The sequence below is a fragment of the Streptomyces sp. NPDC001380 genome, from assembly GCF_042895785.1.
GTDB lineage: Bacteria > Actinomycetota > Actinomycetes > Streptomycetales > Streptomycetaceae > Peterkaempfera.
Genome location: NZ_JBIAWP010000016.1, coordinates 55695 through 70332, shown reverse-complemented (window position 1 = coordinate 70332; position 14638 = coordinate 55695). Strand labels below are relative to the sequence as shown.

Here is a 14638-nt window from a genome sequence, read left to right as displayed (position 1 = left end):
CCCACCGCCGGTACTTCGCCGACCACGCCGACCGGACGGGCGGCCGGGGCTCCTTCGCGTCGCGCGACGCCGCTGTCGCGTCCGCCCGACACGGCGCCCTCGGGGCCCTTCCCGACTCCGCAGGGCTGCCCGACTCGTCCGCCGGCCGCGCGCTGCCCGCGCTCTGCGAGGACGTCGGCGGGGAACTCGGTACGACACCGCGACGGCTCCGCACGACGGGCCACTGACGATCACGTCCCGAGCCGGACGGCGCGTGCGGCGGCCGCGGTGGCGCCGGGGAGCGCGCAGCGCGTCCCCGAAGGGCGGGCGCGACGCGCACCGGCCGCGGCGGGGCCCGTCGGCACCCGCCGGCCGGGCCGCGTCTGCGGACCGCCTGCTGCCCGAGGTACCGGCCCGCCGGGTAGGGTGACGCCCCGGGAGCGTGCATCCGAAGAGGGCGGGGGCCTTGCGTGGACCAGCCGATCGTGGTGGGCCGCCGCAGGTGGCTCCTCCTGGGCGGGCTCGGCGGCCTGGCCGCCGTGGCCGGCGGTGCGGCCCTCCTCCTGGAGGCGGACGACCGCGACGCCGTCCCGGACCGCGGCAGGGTGCGCACCGACACCGCGCCGCTGCAGCGCAGGTTCCCGGCGGTCGGCCGCCTGTCCGATGCCCACTGGCTCGGCTACGACCCGGACGGGTCCGGCCGTGGGGCGATTCCGAACCCGGACGCGCGGGTCCGGGTCGTCGGGGTGGCCCGGCTGCCCGCCGGCGCGGTGCGCGCGATCACGGCCGTACCGGGACGCGCCTTCGCCCCCGCCGAGCAGCCCCGGATACCACAGGAGCTCGCGCGATACCTGCCTGCGGACGCCCGGTGGACGGCCAGCGCCCGGTACGACGACCTCGTCACCCGCTCCCGCTACCCCGGCCGCTTCCACCTCGACCCCGTGACGGACACCGTCTGCTTCGACACCCTCGACCCGGTGCCCGTCGACGGTCCCGGGGCCCAGGAGGGCACGGCGTCCGTCCTCTCCGGCCCGTCGCCCCGCCCCTCCGGTCAGGCGGGATAGGCCCGGACCTGGGCCGCCTTGACGGTCGCCCACACCGCCGCCCCCGGGTGCAGCCGCAGCTCGGCGGCGGCCTCGGCGGTGAGGTCGGCCGCCAGCGGCAGCTCGCCGGTCAGGTCGAGGCGGATCCGGTCGCCCTGGGCCTCCAGCCCGGCGACCTCGCAGCGCCACAGGTTGCGGGCGCTGGAGGCGGTGGGCCGCTCCCGGTGGACGGTGACGGCGCCAGGGGAGAAGGCGACGAACGCCGGCCCGGTGAGGTCGCCGTCCGCGGTGACGGCCGCGCCCCCGTCGAGGCGGACGGTGCGGCCCTCGGCGCGGCCCTGGTAGAGGTTGAGCCCGACGAGCCGGGCGACGTAGTCGGTCCGCGGGTGGCGGGCGATGTCGGCGGGCGTGCCGTCCTGGACGGCACGCCCGCCCTCGACCACGACGACCCGGTCGGCCAGCACCATGGCGTCGAGCGGGTCGTGGGTGACCAGGACGGCCACGGCGTCGAAGTCGGCGAGGTGCCGGCGCAGCCCGGCGCGCACCTCCAGCCGGGTCCGGGCGTCGAGGGCGGCGAGCGGCTCGTCGAGGAGGAGCAGCCGGGGCTCGGTGGCCAGGGCGCGGGCGAGGGCGACGCGCTGCGCCTGGCCGCCCGAGAGGCGCCGCGGCTTCGCGTCCGCCCGGTCCGCCAGGCCCATGCGGTCCAGCCAGCCGGCGGCCAGCGCCCGGGCCCGCGCCCTGGGCACCCCCTGGCACCGCGGGCCGAAGGCGACGTTGTCGAGGGCGGTGAGGTGGGGGAAGAGCAGGTAGTCCTGGAAGACGACGCCGACGGGACGCTTCTCCGGCGGCGCGTCCTCCAGGGAGGCGCCGTCCAGCCGGAGGCGGCCCCCGGTGAGGGGGGTGAGCCCGGCCAGGGCGCGCAGGGCGGTGGTCTTGCCGGAGCCGTTGGGGCCGAGCAGCGCGAGGACCTCGCCGGGGGCGGCGGTGAGCCGGACGTCGAGGCGGAAGGCGCCCCGCTCGACGACGAGGTGGGCGTCCAGTCCGGGCGAGTCCGGGCCTGCGGGGTCCGTGGCGGGGGAGCCCGTGCCGGGGGAGGGGGCCGTCATGCGGCGGCCGTCCAGCGGTCGCGCAGGGCGGCCAGCACGGTGACCGAGACGGCGAGCAGCACCAGGCTGAGCGTGACGGCGGCCTCCGGGTCGTCCTGCAGGGCCAGGTAGACGGCCAGTGGCATCGTCTGCGTGCGGCCGGGGAAGTTGCCGGCGAAGGTGATGGTGGCGCCGAACTCCCCCAGGGCGCGGGCCCAGGCCAGGACGGCCCCGGCGGCGACGCCGGGGGCGATCAGCGGCAGCGTGACCCGGCGGAAGGCGGTGAGGCGGGAGGCGCCGAGGGTGGCGGCGGCCTCCTCGTAGCGCGGGTCGGCGGCCCGCAGGGTCCCCTCCACGCTGATGACGAGGAACGGCATCGCCACGAACGCCTCCGCGACGACCACGCCCGCGGTGGTGAAGGGCAGGGTGATGCCGAAGGCGGAGTCCAGCCAGCGCCCCGCGATGCCGTTCCGGCCCAGGGCGAGCAGCAGCGCGACGCCGCCGACCACCGGCGGCAGGACCAGCGGCAGGGTGACCAGGGCCCGCAGCAGGCGGCGGCCGGGGAACTCGGTGCGCGCGAGGAGCCACGCCAGCGGCACCCCCAGCACCAGCACCACGGCGGTGGCGGCGGTGGCGGTGGTCAGTGACAGCCGCAGCGCCTGCCACACCTGCGGGTCGGCGAGCTGCCGCGGCAGGTCGGACCAGGGGGCGCGGACCAGCAGCCCGACCAGCGGCAGGACGAGGAACGCCAGGCCGAGCAGCGCGGGCAGCAGCAGCGCCGGCGGGACCCCGCGGCGGGGGCGGCGTGCGCCCGGGCGGCGCGGCCCGCCCCTCCCGGGGCGGGCTGCGGCGTCGGACGGGGTCCGGGAGGTCACGGGGCGAGGAACCCCGCCCCGGTCAGCACCTTGGCGCCCTCGGGGGAGGTCACGAGGGCGATGAACTCCCGCGCGGCCCCCGCGTTGGGCGCGTTCTTGAGCAGGACGACCGGGTAGTCGTTGACGGCCCGGGCCGACTCGGGGAACTCCACACCGTCCACCCTGCCCGACGCCGCCCTCACATCGGTCCGGTACACGACGGAGGCGTCGACCTCCTTCAGCTCCACCTTGGTCAGGGCGCTCCTGACGTCCTGCTCGTAGGAGACGGGGGTCAGCCTCACCCCGGCGGCGTCCAGCGCCTTCCGCGCGGCGGCGCCGCAGGGCACCTCCGCCGCGCACAGGGCGACCTTCAGGCCGGGGGCGGCGAGGTCCGCGAGTCCGCGGATCCCCTTGGGGTTGCCGGGCGGCGTCGCGATCTCCAGCCGGTTGCGGACGAACGTCACCGGGGTGCCGGCGGCGTCCTTCGCGTCGGTGACGGTCTGCATGGTCCTCGGGCTGGCGGCGGCGAAGACGTCGGCCGGGGCCCCGGAGGTGATGGAGGCGGCGAGGGTGTCGCTGCCGCCGAAGTCGAAGACGACCCGGGTGCCCGGGTGGGCCGCCTCGAACGTCCTCCCCAGGGCGGTGAAGCCCTCCTTGAGGGAGGCGGCGGCGAACACGGTCACCGTGCCGGACGGCTTCCCCGCGGAGGCCGCCGACGAGGCGGAGGGGCCGGAGGAGCCGCACGCGGTCAGCGCCAGCAGCACCGCGGCGCCCCCGCCGGCCAGCCGCACGGTCCTGCGGCGCACGGAGCGCATGGTCACAGGTCTCTCCCTCTTCCTGTCCCGGGCCCTCGTCCACCGGGCCGACCGCGGCCTTCCGGCGGCCGTGCCGGTCCGTGCGGCCGCTCCGGTGGTACGGCGGCAGGGGCGCCCGGCGCGGGCTCTGTCTTCTGCCCTCGCCGATGATAGTGCCGCATGAGCGGCCCGGAGGGAACCTTCTCCCTCGCACCTGCGCATCATCAAGGGATCCACGGTGGGCAGGTGCGGTTCCTCCCGTGCGTCTGTCCGTCCCTGCTGCGGGGCGCCCGCGCTCGCCGCGGGCGCCCGTACCGGCCCGCGCCCGCCGCGGGGGCCCGCGGTCCGAGGCCCGGCCGCCGCGTCCTCACGGAGCCGCCTGCCCGCCGCCCGACCCCGCCCGCCGGGCCGCCTGTCCCCCGCCCGACCCCGCCCCCCGCCCGCCGCCGGGCCGCCCGGGCGGCCCGGTCACACGGGTCGGCGCATGCACACCCGCGGCCGCAGGTCGAGGCCGAGGTCCGCCTCCCGCCGCACGAGCGCCCGCAGCTCCGGCCCGGGCTGCTCCTCGTCCATGGTCCGGAAGCCGCAGCGCCCGTAGTAGGGCGCGTTCCACGGGACCTCGGCGAACGTGGTCAGGGTCAGGGCCGGCATCCCGCGGGCGGCGGCGTGCCCGGCGGCGTGGTCCAGCAGCGCCCGCCCGATCCGGTGGTGCGCGTGGTCGGGGTGGACCGAGACCTGCTCGACGTGGAGGGCGTCGTCGACGGGCTCCGCGAGGAGGTACGCCACCGGCACGTCCGCCCCGTCCACCGCGGCCCAGGCCAGGCCCGCCCGCCGGTACCGGTCCAGCTCGGCGTCCGTGAACGGCTCGTCGTCGGCGATCTCCGGCAGCCCCACCTCGCGGAAGCACTGCCCGGACGCCCGCTCGATCTCCTGCAGGCGTCCGTGGTCCGCGGCCCGGACCTCCCTGATGCGCATGCGCCCAGTGTCCCCGTGCCGCGGGCGCCGGTCAGCCGGATTTCCCGCACCCCTCCGTACGGCGGCCGCCCCGCACCCCGCCCGGTGCGGCGGCGGTGCGGGGCGGCCGGCGCCTCACTTGCCGGGCGCGGTCACGGCGAAGTTCTGCCCGGGGGCGAAGGTGGTGACGCTCGGCGGGATCGCCTTCATCTCGTCGATGACCGCGCAGGCCGGGCACTTCTGGTAGCCCTGCTGGCGGGCGCTGTTGGCCGCCGCGTCCGCCTTGGCCTGGGCCACCCGGGCCTGCGCCTCGGAGACGGCGGCGAAGGCCGCCTGGGCCTTGTCCACGGCCGCCTGCACGTTGTCCGGCAGGCTGACGCGCACCAGGTTGAACCGCAGGCCCTGCAGGAACTCGTCGCCCAGCGTGACCTTCAGGTCCTCGGCGAGGGAGCTGTTGACGGCGTTCTGGACCGCGGCGATGTTGCCGTTGTTGGTCTTCCCGGCCCCGGCGGGCGGGACCCCGGGCGACCCGCTGTTCTGCACCAGGGCGCAGGAGGAGACCAGCTCCGCGCAGCGGAACCTCGAGATCTGCTCGCGCAGGTCGTTGTCGATGACCGGGCGGATGATCTGGTCGAGGAAGGCCGACCAGCCCAGGTCGCCGTCGTAGGCGTGGTACAGCCTGCCGTCCGCGCCCGTGAAGCCGCGGGTGCCGAACTTGTTGTCGAAGTCCCGGAGCGTCTTCTGGTCGAGGTTGAGCGTGAAGTACAGCGTCCCCTCGATGCCCATGTCCACCCCGTCCGAGGAGGGGTGCGGACCACGTCGACGCCCGGCCGGTCGCCCGCGCCGGCCCGTGCGGTGATGGTGTAGAACCGCTGCTGGCTCGGGTACTTGTGGCTGGTCGAGTAGAGGCCCGTCCAGGTCAGCCCCGAGGCCGGCGGGATGATCTGCCGGATGTTGCGGTCGTCGGACATGCCGCCGTTGCGGACCACCGCGACCTCGCCGCCGTCGGTGCGGTCGAACCCGCCGAACAGCGCCGACAGCACGTTGATCACCACGATCAGGACGGCCACCCCGGCCGCGCCGTACGCCGGCTTCCTGCGTGTCACTTCTCGTCCCCCGTGCGGAGCAGATGAGCACTGTGCCGGGACCGCACCGTACGCCCCACTCCGGGGGTCCCGCCCACCGGGGTGCGCACTGTTGCGTCCGCGGCGCACCGGGGGCGCCCCTCCCGCTGAACGCGCCGCTCCGGGCCACCGGCCGTCCCCGGGGGACGCCCATGGGTCCCCGCGGCCGACGGGGCGCCGGAGGGCGGCCGCGACCGCCGCCCGGCACTCCTGACGGCGTCTCGGACGCGGAGTGTCCCGCCTCCGATGCGCCCCCTCCCGGGTGTCCGGGGCCGGGAGGCGGAGGGGCGTGCGGGAGGGTGCGGCGGAGGGTGCGGGAGATCGATTTGCCGTCCCCCGAGGCCGGGTTCATGGTGAGAAGGGCATGCATGTCACCGCACTCCGAGGAGGCCGGAACCATGCGCACAGGAAAGCAGAAGCGGGCAGCGACTCTCGGGTCGCTCCTCTTCGCCGCCACCCTCGCCCTCACCACGGCGGCCGTCCCCCAGGCGTCGGCCGCACCGGGCACGGCACACCGGGCCTCCGTCGCGGCGGCGGCGTCGGCGCCCTCGTACGGCAACCCCTACCGGCAGGGCTTCCGGCAGGGGTACCGCGACGGGTACCGCGACGCCCGCGAGGACTGCCGTCTGCGGCACGCCCGACGGGAGTTCAGGCCGCACGACAACGGAGGCGACCGCCGGTGGGCCCGGGGGTACGCCGACGGCTACGACGCGGGCTACACCCAGGGCCACTGGCGGTTCTGCTGGTGGGACCGCCACTGACCCTCCCTCACCCCCTCCGTCCGCCGCCCCGCCGACCCCGGCGGGGCGGCGGACCGCCTTCCTGCCGGCGGCGGGAGGCCCGGCCTCCCCGTCCGCCGGGCGACCCGCCCGGTGCGGCGGCGGAGCGCGGCCCTCCGGCCCTCCGGTGACCTGCCTGCCGGCTCGTGCCCGGGCCCCGGACCTCTGCTCCTCTGCGCCCGCCGCTCTGCTCCGGTCGGGCGGCCCGCTGCACGTCGCCGGGCGCCGCGGCGGCGGTCCCGACCTGGCGCCGCAGCCGGTCCGGGCCGACCGGCGCCGCAGCCGGGGCCGCAGCCGGGGCCGGAACCGGCGCCGGGATCCGCGCCGCCGCTGAGACCGGCGCGCCGCCGCAGCCGGGGCCGACGTCCCGCCGCTGCCTGCTGCCGGTCCCCCTCCCCTCCGGCCGCGGCCGGGCCGTACCCGGCCGGTGCGCACGGCCGGAGGCGCCCCGCCCTGTCCGCCCCCCGCCGCGGACGGCGGGATCCCCGACGGGCCCGCGCCCCAGCACCCCCTGCCCCCGTGCGCCCCTGCCCCGTACGGTCGTGCCCTCGCGCTCCTGCGCCCCCGCGTCCGTGCCCTCGCGCTCCTGCATCCCGCCCCGACCCGTTCCGTGGACGGTCCTGAGCCGCGGCGGTCCGGCCGGGAGCGGCGCGGCCCACGACTCGTCCGCAGCGGTCCCCGAGGGCCGTCGGCGCTCTCATGACGGTCCGTCATCTCGAAGTGCGGACCTTCGGCGCCCTCGCGTCCGTCGGAGTGGCGGGCCGGACACGAACTGGTCATGAACAATTCACAAGCGGGTGTCTACCCGCATAGACCCCCCGGCGCAATCCTGGTGCGGCACCCCCTCCCTTGCCCCTCCTCCGCAGCAGGAGTGCCCCGCCATGCCCGGAACCGTCCGCCGCCTCGCCGCCGCCCTCACCACCGCCGTGCTCGCCGCCGGCCTGCTCACCGCCGCCACCGGCACCGCCGACGCGGCGCTGCCCACCCCGATATCGGCGTCCACCGCCCGTACCTACCTGTCCTCCCTGAAGGTCGCCACCGAGAACCGCACCGGCTACAGCCGCAGCCTCTTCTCCACCTGGGACACCATCTCCGGCACCTGCAACACCCGGGAGTGGATCCTCATGCGCGACGGCGCGGGCGTCGTCACCGACTCCTCCTGCGCCGCCGTCTCCGGCACCTGGTACTCGCCCTACGACGGCGCCACCTGGACCGCCGCCTCCGACCTCGACATCGACCACCTGGTGCCGCTGGCCGAGGCGTGGGACTCCGGCGCGTCCGCCTGGACCAGCACCAAGCGCGAGCAGTTCGCGAACGACATCACCCGCCCGCAGCTCCTGGCCGTCACCGACAACGTCAACCAGTCCAAGGGCGACCAGGACCCCGCCACCTGGCTGCCCCCGCTGACCTCCTACCGCTGCACCTACGTCCGCGCCTGGGTCCAGGTGAAGTACTCCTACGGCCTCTCCGTCGACACCGCCGAGAAGAGCGCCCTGACCGGCGTCCTCAACGGCTGCTGACCACCACGTCCGCCGCCCGGCCGCCCGGTCCGGCTGCCGGACGGCGGCCGCACGGGCAGCACCTCGGAGGGCCCGGCTCCCGGCGGTCCGGAGCGTGCGGGGCCGCCCGTGGGCGCGGAGCGCCTGAGGCCGCCTACCGCCGCCCCGGGCCCGGTTCGACGCTCAGCTGGACGCCCAGCTCCCGGAAGCCCAGGGCCGCGGCGGCACGTCTGGACGCCGGGATCCGGGCCCGCCACTGCGGCAGGAGCCCGGCGGCGAGGGCGTGCGCCGCCGCTGCCGACCCCGTGGCCCGGGCCAGACCCCGCCCCCGCCAGGCGGGGGCGGTCAGGACGCCGATGTGGGCCGCCCGGCCCTGCCACACCTCGTACCCGGCCGCGGCGACGACCCCGCCCGCCGCGCGGACCGCGAACAGCGGCGAGGTGGCCCCCTCCAGGCCGGCCTCCCCGGCGTCCGCCTCGCCCGCCTCCTCCTCCAGGCCCCGGAGGTCCGTGTGACCGGAGGGCAGCCGATGCACCGTCGGAGAACCCGGCGGAACCGGGCGGAACTCCTCCCGGGACGTGTACGCCGGCGTCGCCGGGCCCAGGACGCGTGCCACCGGCAGCACCCCGCGGACCGCGTCGACGTCCGCGACCGCCTCCGGCGGCAGGTCCGCCAGGGCGCGGGCCCTCGCTGCGGTGTCCTCGTCGGGCACGGTCACGATTGCCGCCCCGCCCAGGGACACCACGCCCACCCAGCCCGGGGGGCACAGCTGCGACCGGGGCGAGACGGCCACACGCACACCGCCCGTCCCCGGGAACGGCACCGACGCCAGGCCCTCCCACAGCGCGCGGGCCCTGACCGGCAAGGGATCCGTCGACATCGTCCGATTCTGTCAGCCGTGCACGGGACCGGCCACGGAATTCCGCCGCCGCGCCCGCGCGCGGCGGTCCCGCCGCATCCGCCGCGGACGGACAGCCCGAGGACACGGCCGACCCGCCGGGGGCAGGCCAGCCCCACCCCGGCCGCGCCGCGCGCCCCCCTGCCGAGTCCCCGGGGACGTCCTGAGGGTGTCTCGGCTCAGCCGTCCGGCGCTCGGGGCGGCGGGGGCGTCGGTCGGTCGACGTGCCCGCTGCCGGCCCCTCGGGCATCGCGTCGCTCGCGGCCTCTCAGCACCGCGCGGAGCTGCGGTCGGACGATCAGGCCGGCGCGGGCAGGGCGTCGACCAGCCGGTCGATCTCGTCGTCCGTGTTGTAGTAGTGCACGGAGGCGCGGACGACCGATGTCAGGGACCGGGGTTCGAAGTCCCAGCGCGCATGGTCGGCGATGGAGACCGAGACGTTGATCCCGCCGGCCCGGAGGGCCCGTGCGACGTCCTGGCTGTCGTGGCCCTCAACGGTGAAGGTCACGATGCCGCACAGCCGCACCCCCCGGTCGTGGACCCGCACTCCGGGCAGCGTCCGGAGGCGTGCGCGCAGGGTCGCGGCCAGCCGGGTCACCCGTGCCCCGATCGCGTCCAGGCCGAGGTCGAGGGCGTAGTCCACCGCGGTCCCGAGGCCGATCTTGCCGGCGCAGTAGGTCTCCCAGTTCTCGAACCGGCGGGCGTCGCCCCGGACCCGGTAGCCGTCCGCCGACGTCCAGGCGGCCGCGTGCAGGTCCAGGAACGGCGGTTCCAGCTGTTCGCGGATCCGCGGCGAGCAGTACAGGAAGCCGGTGCCGCGCGGGGCGCGCAGGAACTTGCGGCCGGTCGCGGTGAGCAGGTCGCAGCCGATCTCGCCGACATCGACGGGCATCTGGCCGATGGACTGGCAGGCGTCCAGCAGGTAGACGACGCCGGCCTGCCGGGCCACCTCGCCGATCTCGGCGGCCGGATTGACCAGGCCGCCCTGGGTCGGCACGTGCGTGATCGCGATGAGCCTGACCCGTTCGTCGACCATGGCGCGCAGCGCGTCGACGTCGAGCTGTCCGTGCGCGTCGTCGGGGACGACGTCGACGCGCACACCGTGGCGGCGGGCGGTCTGCAGGAAGGCGATGGCGTTGCTCGCGTACTCGGCACGGGCGGTCAGGATGCGGTCGCCCTCGGCCCAGGGCAGGGAGTGGAACGCCATGTCCCAGGCGCGGGTGGCGTTCTCCACCACTGCGATGTCGTCCCGTCCGGCGCCGACCAGGCGGGCCAGCGCGTCGTAGGTGTGCTCGATCCGCCCGGCCTGCGCTGCCGCCGCCTCGTACCCGCCGATCTGCTCCTCCAGGCGCAGATGCCCGATCACGGCGTCGACCACCGGCCGGGGCGGCAGCGACGCCCCGGCGTTGTTGAGATGGACCACCCGTGCGACCCCCGCCGTCTCCCGACGGACCCGCTCGACATCGATCAGCGCCATCGGCACCCAGCTCCTTCAGGACCCTGCATCTCTTCGTGGCGGGCGGCGGAGTACGACCTGATACTCGCAGGCGGCCGTGTCGTCCCAGAAGACCGGACGGGTGTCTGCGGTCTCCGGGCACCCGAAGGGCCGGGCCGTGGGCGGGCGGGGGTGTGCGGAGACCGTCGGCGGTGGGGCCGCCGAAGCGGAGCACGTTCTCGCGTCGGCGGGTACTGGGCACCGCCAGGTCGCCCGTGTCCGGGGTCCCCCTGCGTGGGCCGTCCGACGCGGGACGCCCGTCATGTCGACGGCGGGGGAGAACACCACGCCGACGGTGAGGCGACCGGCGCACGCGACGGCCTTCTCCGGCAGCCCGGGACCACGGCCGGCGAGCCGGCCGGCGTGGCCGAAACGGAGCCGCGCAGGCGTCGGCCACCAGGGGACGGGCGGTGCCGCCAGAGCCGCCGTACCGGATCGAGGGCGCGGCCGTCCCGGCCAGGAGGCCGGCGACGGCCGCGCCCGTCGCGGTCCCGTCCACCGGCTCCCCCCGAGGGCCGTCCACGAGGGACGGGCGCGAGGGTCGGGCGCGGGAGTCGGGCGATCGCGGCGGAGGGCCCGGCGGCCGGCGGCGCCACGACTGCCATCGGCCCGTGGAACCGCAGTTGGACGACGCCGCACGGTCCGCCCTGGACACCTACCTGTCGGAGCTGGACCGGGCGTGCCCCGGCCTCGCCTCCCGCGACCCGCACGCGCCGATCCCCGCCGACGCCGTCGCATGGCTGGTCCTCGGCCCCGGCCGCCTGCACCACACCGTGGCCACCGGCGGCGTCATCTCCAAGACGGCGGCCGCCGACCACACCGCGCACCTCCTTCCCCGGTACGCCGCCCTGCTCTCCCGGGCCAGGTCATGGCGCCTGGGCGACGGGACGGTCGCGTTCACGGCCGCCGACGGCCTGGCCGCCTGCGACCTGGTCGAGGCCGTCGCCGACCACGCCGACCGGCTGTAGCCCCCGTCCGCGTGCCGCAGGCGCCGTCGACCGGCCAGCAGCAGCGCGTCGCCATCGCCCGCGCCCTGGCCAATGAGCCCTCGCTCGTCATCGCCGACGAGCCCACCGGCCAGCTGGACTCCGCCACCGGGCGGGCCGTCATGCGGCTGCTGCGGGCCGTGGTGCACAGCGAGGGGGTGACCGCCCTGGTCGCCACGCACGACCCCCAGCTCATGGAGCTCGCCGACCGGGTCGTCGAGCTGGGCGACGGCCGGATCCTCTCCCGCTGGCGTCGGGCGCCGGACGGCGCCCGACGGGCGGTGCCCCGAGGCCGCCGCCGTGCCCTGCCCTGCCCTGCCCCGTGCCGGCCGGTCGGCCGGTCCACGGCCCCGGCGGGTCGGTCGGCCGGTCCACGGCCCCGGCGGCCCACCGGTCAGTGCACGGCCCCGGCGGCCAGGCGGATGTCCTCGCGCACGGTGGCCGCGGCGGTGAGGATCGCCCGCAGCCCGCGCGCGGCCGTCTCCGCCGGCATCGCGGGACCTGCGCCGTCCAGGACCTGCTCCGGGAGGGAGGGCACGTGCACGAAGCCGCCCCGGACGTCCGGGTACCGGGTGGAGAGCAGGTGCATCAGGCCGTAGAAGAGGTGGTTGCACACGAAGGTGCCCGCGGTCTGGGAGACCGAGCACGGCACACCCGCCGCCCGGGCCGCGGCCGTGCAGGCCTTGACCGGGAGGGTGGCGAAGTACGCGGCGGGTCCGCCGGGCACGACCGGACGGTCCACCGGCTGCCGGCCGGCGTTGTCGGGCAGGCGCGCGTCGTCGACGTTGACCGCGATCCGCTCCACCGTCAGGCCGCTGCGGCCGGCCGCCTGGCCGGTGCAGAGCACCAGGTCGGGAGCGGTCCGCTCCACCGCGTCGTCCAGGACGCGCAGGCAGTCGCCGAAGACGCAGGGCAGCAGGAGGGGTGAGACCTCGGTCCCGGGCGGAGGCTCCTCGGCGACCAGGCGGGCCGCCTCCCACGAAGGGTTGGCGGACGCCCCGTCGAAGGGCTCGAATCCGGTCATGAGCACACGGACCACCAGGTCTCCTCCTGCCGTTCGGCACCCCCGGCCGCCGCACCGGCGCGACCGGCCCGGTGCCCGCACCGACTGTAGCGACCCCGCCCGCAGCTGCAGGCGGCGCGATCCCGCCGGCCGCCGCCGGCCGGCCCGGGCGCGGGACACGGCAGCCGGTGTGCCGGACGGCCACGCACCCGGGACGACGGGGTGCCTCCCGCCGTCATCGGCCTCCTCGCCGTGCCGCGCCCGACCGAGGGGCGGGACCGGGGGCGGAACCGGGAGGGGCGGCCTCAGGCCGGCTTGCGCCACACGGAGATGTGCTTCGCGGAGTCCTGGGCGAACGGCGCCCCGTCCCAGTCCGCGACGCGCCGCTCCAGCTCGAGCCCCGCAATCCGCGCCATCAGGTCGAGCTCCGCCGGCCACGCGTACCGGTGCCGGGATTCGCCGCGGCGGTAGCGGCCGTCCTCGCCGTCGCGGGTGAGGTGGTGCGAGACGAGGACCTGCGCGACCAGGTCGAAGGTGTCGAAGCCGAGGTGCCGGTCGGAGACGTCGAACGGCACCGCGACCTGCCCGGGCGGCAGGAACCGCAGGGGAGGGACACCCAGCTCGATGACGAACCGCCCGCCGGGCGCCAGGTGGCGTGCGGCATTGCGGAAGCACTCGACCTGCTCGTCCTGCGTGAGCAGGTTCGTGATCGTGTTGTAGACGAGATAGACCAGGGTGAACTCGCCGGGGACGACGGTCGTGGCCATGTCCCCGACGACGACCGGGAGCGCGTCCTCGTCGATCTTGCGCCGCAGGACCGCTGCCATGTGCTCGGACAGCTCGATGCCCGCCACGGGCACCCCCCGCTCCCGGAGGGGGACGCCCACCCGTCCGGTTCCGACGGCGAACTCCAGCGCACGGCCGCGTCCGGCGAGCCCGGCGAGGAAGTCGAGAGTCGGTCCGAGAACGGCGGCCGAGGACATCTCGCTCTCCTCGGCGTCGTAGCGTTCGGCGGTCGCACGGGTCCACAGCTCGCTGCTCGTCACGGGCGCCCACTCTGCCGGGAGCGGCGTGGGCTGTCCACGCAATTGCGACCTGCCCCGCGCCTGCGGCCCACGGGCCGCGACGGGACGGCGGCCGTGCCGGCCCTTCGAGCACGGCCCGGGGGCGGGCCTGCCCGGCCTGCTCCGTCCCGTCCGCACCGCCCTGTCCCGGCGGCGTCCCGGCGGTGTCCCGGCGGAGCCGCCCGGAAGCCCGCTCCGCCCCGCACCGGGATGCCCGGTGCGGGGCCCGGCGTCAGGGGCGGCGCGTCCGCGCGCCGACGGCGAGGGGGAGCCCGCCCGGCGCGGACCCCCCGCCCCGGCCGTGGGGTACGGACGGCACGGGTGGTGGGGGAGCTGCGTGGGACGCCGCCACGGGGGCAGGAGGTCTGCGTGCATCAGGGGACGGTGTGTCAGGAGAACCGGGGTGATCCGGCAGCCGCTCGGACCGCCCGCACCGGGGAGCACCCGGCGGGCGGTGCGGGGGGCGGGGCCGGTGCGGGCGACGGGCGGTGCGGTGGTGAGGGCGGCGCGCTGTCCGAGCTGGTCCGTCTCGTCGACCGCTACGCGGGCGCGTACGAGACGGCGGCCGGCGTCTGCTGGGCCGCCTGCACCGGGTCGGTGGTCCTCACCACCGGCCTGCTGGAGCTCGGTGCCCGCAGCCTGGCGCGTTCCGTGAAACGCCGACCGGCGGGCGAGGGCGGGCCGGAGCGTGCGGCGTGAGCGGCCGGGAGCAGCCCGACCTCGTGGCGTGGCTCGAACGCCGGGCCGCGCGGCCCCTGCAGCTGACCATCGACGGCGGCTCCGTCGCCTACCCCGACGAGCCCAACCCGGTGCCTCCGCCGGCACCGGCCGCACCGGCCGACGGCCCTGCCGACGCCGCTGCCGGCGACCCCTGACCCCGCCGCCGGAGGCTCCCTTTCCGGCGCGGCCGCCCGGTGCGCCGCCCGGTGGGACCCGCCCGCGGCCGCCCGTCGGGTGCAGCCGGGTGCCGTCCTCCGGTGCGACCGGAGGGGAGGGTCCCCGGGCGCGGGGGCATCCGGCTGCGCCCGCCCTGCTCCTGCCGCCGGGAGCGTGCGGCCCGGGCCGGTGTGCCTGGTCAACG

Annotated in this window: 15 protein-coding genes and 1 pseudogene; 7 read left to right on the top strand and 9 right to left on the bottom strand. The window is 77.2% G+C overall.

Annotated elements, in window-relative coordinates:
* The first annotated feature begins 449 nt into the window (after positions 1–449).
* Entirely contained in the window at positions 450–1043 is a 594-nt protein-coding gene (locus ACFY07_RS20030; RefSeq protein ID WP_390870219.1) for a hypothetical protein, read from the top strand.
* Here the strand turns inward: ACFY07_RS20030 and ACFY07_RS20025 are convergent.
* The 5 genes from ACFY07_RS20025 to ACFY07_RS20005 all read right to left on the bottom strand — a co-directional run bounded on the left by ACFY07_RS20025 (position 1031) and on the right by ACFY07_RS20005 (position 5987).
* The gene (locus tag ACFY07_RS20025) at positions 1031–2128 is read right to left on the bottom strand and encodes an ABC transporter ATP-binding protein (RefSeq protein WP_390870217.1); all 1098 of its coding nucleotides are present in this window, start codon (positions 2126–2128) and stop codon (positions 1031–1033) included. The genes ACFY07_RS20030 and ACFY07_RS20025 overlap by 13 nt on opposite strands.
* Positions 2125–2982, bottom strand: coding sequence for an ABC transporter permease (locus ACFY07_RS20020; protein WP_390870216.1), 858 nt, complete (start codon positions 2980–2982; stop codon positions 2125–2127). Before ACFY07_RS20020 ends, ACFY07_RS20025 begins: the two co-directional genes overlap by 4 nt.
* On the bottom strand, positions 2979–3776 hold the full coding sequence (gene modA / locus ACFY07_RS20015; RefSeq protein ID WP_390870354.1) for a molybdate ABC transporter substrate-binding protein: 798 nt from the start codon (positions 3774–3776) through the stop codon (positions 2979–2981). Before modA ends, ACFY07_RS20020 begins: the two co-directional genes overlap by 4 nt.
* 447 nt (positions 3777–4223) lie before the next feature.
* Entirely contained in the window at positions 4224–4730 is a 507-nt protein-coding gene (locus ACFY07_RS20010) for a GNAT family N-acetyltransferase (RefSeq protein WP_390870214.1), read from the bottom strand.
* Between the two features lie 114 nt (positions 4731–4844).
* Complete coding sequence (locus ACFY07_RS20005) at positions 4845–5987, bottom strand: SPFH domain-containing protein (protein WP_390870213.1); 1143 nt, start codon at positions 5985–5987, stop codon at positions 4845–4847.
* Positions 5988–6231: 244 nt separating this feature from the next.
* On the opposite strand from ACFY07_RS20005, the gene ACFY07_RS20000 reads away from it, so the two are divergent.
* Positions 6232–6594 (top strand): hypothetical protein, encoded by a 363-nt coding sequence (locus ACFY07_RS20000; protein ID WP_390870211.1) that lies wholly within the window; start codon positions 6232–6234, stop codon positions 6592–6594.
* Positions 6595–7493: 899 nt separating this feature from the next.
* Positions 7494–8132, top strand: a complete 639-nt coding sequence (locus ACFY07_RS19995; protein ID WP_390870209.1) for an HNH endonuclease family protein — start codon at positions 7494–7496, stop codon at positions 8130–8132.
* Positions 8133–8265: 133 nt separating this feature from the next.
* On the opposite strand, the gene ACFY07_RS19990 is transcribed toward ACFY07_RS19995, so the two are convergent.
* Both ACFY07_RS19990 and ACFY07_RS19985 read right to left on the bottom strand, forming a co-directional pair.
* Complete coding sequence (locus ACFY07_RS19990; protein ID WP_390870207.1) at positions 8266–8991, bottom strand: GNAT family N-acetyltransferase; 726 nt, start codon at positions 8989–8991, stop codon at positions 8266–8268.
* 316 nt (positions 8992–9307) lie between these two features.
* Positions 9308–10486 carry an aminotransferase class V-fold PLP-dependent enzyme gene (locus ACFY07_RS19985; RefSeq protein WP_390870205.1) on the bottom strand — a complete coding sequence of 393 codons (1179 nt, stop codon included), beginning with the start codon at positions 10484–10486 and terminating at the stop codon, positions 9308–9310.
* A 629-nt stretch (positions 10487–11115) separates the two neighbouring features.
* Here ACFY07_RS19985 and ACFY07_RS19980 point away from each other — a divergent pair.
* Positions 11116–11472, top strand: a complete 357-nt coding sequence (locus ACFY07_RS19980; RefSeq protein WP_390870203.1) for an aminoglycoside adenylyltransferase domain-containing protein — start codon at positions 11116–11118, stop codon at positions 11470–11472.
* Between the two features lie 14 nt (positions 11473–11486).
* Positions 11487–11732, top strand: a pseudogene (locus tag ACFY07_RS19975) (ATP-binding cassette domain-containing protein); the annotation flags it as partial.
* A gap of 152 nt (positions 11733–11884) precedes the next feature.
* On the opposite strand, the gene pcp reads toward ACFY07_RS19975, so the two are convergent.
* Positions 11885–12529, bottom strand: a complete 645-nt coding sequence (pcp, locus tag ACFY07_RS19970; protein WP_390870201.1) for a pyroglutamyl-peptidase I — start codon at positions 12527–12529, stop codon at positions 11885–11887.
* Between the two features lie 269 nt (positions 12530–12798).
* Positions 12799–13539, bottom strand: coding sequence for a class I SAM-dependent DNA methyltransferase (locus ACFY07_RS19965; RefSeq protein ID WP_390870199.1), 741 nt, complete (start codon positions 13537–13539; stop codon positions 12799–12801).
* 387 nt (positions 13540–13926) lie between these two features.
* On the opposite strand from ACFY07_RS19965, the gene ACFY07_RS19960 reads away from it, so the two are divergent.
* Positions 13927–14256 carry a hypothetical protein gene (locus ACFY07_RS19960; RefSeq protein ID WP_390870197.1) on the top strand — a complete coding sequence of 110 codons (330 nt, stop codon included), beginning with the start codon at positions 13927–13929 and terminating at the stop codon, positions 14254–14256.
* Positions 14253–14432: a hypothetical protein gene (locus tag ACFY07_RS19955; RefSeq protein ID WP_390870195.1), complete on the top strand. Its 180-nt coding sequence runs from the start codon at positions 14253–14255 to the stop codon at positions 14430–14432. Before ACFY07_RS19960 ends, ACFY07_RS19955 begins: the two co-directional genes overlap by 4 nt.
* Positions 14433–14638 lie beyond the last annotated feature (206 nt).

Bases quoted from the DNA above. Each gene is read 5' to 3' on its own strand.
- ACFY07_RS20025 (WP_390870217.1), bottom strand. From the start codon at position 2,128: ATGACGGCCCCCTCCCCCGGCACGGGCTCCCCCGCCACGGACCCCGCA.
- modA (WP_390870354.1), bottom strand. From the start codon at position 3,776: ATGCGCTCCGTGCGCCGCAGGACCGTGCGGCTGGCCGGCGGGGGCGCC.
- ACFY07_RS20010 (WP_390870214.1), bottom strand. From the start codon at position 4,730: ATGCGCATCAGGGAGGTCCGGGCCGCGGACCACGGACGCCTGCAGGAG.
- ACFY07_RS20005 (WP_390870213.1), bottom strand. From the start codon at position 5,987: ATGGGCGTCCCCCGGGGACGGCCGGTGGCCCGGAGCGGCGCGTTCAGC.
- ACFY07_RS20000 (WP_390870211.1), top strand. From the start codon at position 6,232: ATGCGCACAGGAAAGCAGAAGCGGGCAGCGACTCTCGGGTCGCTCCTC.
- ACFY07_RS19995 (WP_390870209.1), top strand. From the start codon at position 7,494: ATGCCCGGAACCGTCCGCCGCCTCGCCGCCGCCCTCACCACCGCCGTG.
- ACFY07_RS19990 (WP_390870207.1), bottom strand. From the start codon at position 8,991: ATGTCGACGGATCCCTTGCCGGTCAGGGCCCGCGCGCTGTGGGAGGGC.
- ACFY07_RS19985 (WP_390870205.1), bottom strand. From the start codon at position 10,486: ATGGCGCTGATCGATGTCGAGCGGGTCCGTCGGGAGACGGCGGGGGTC.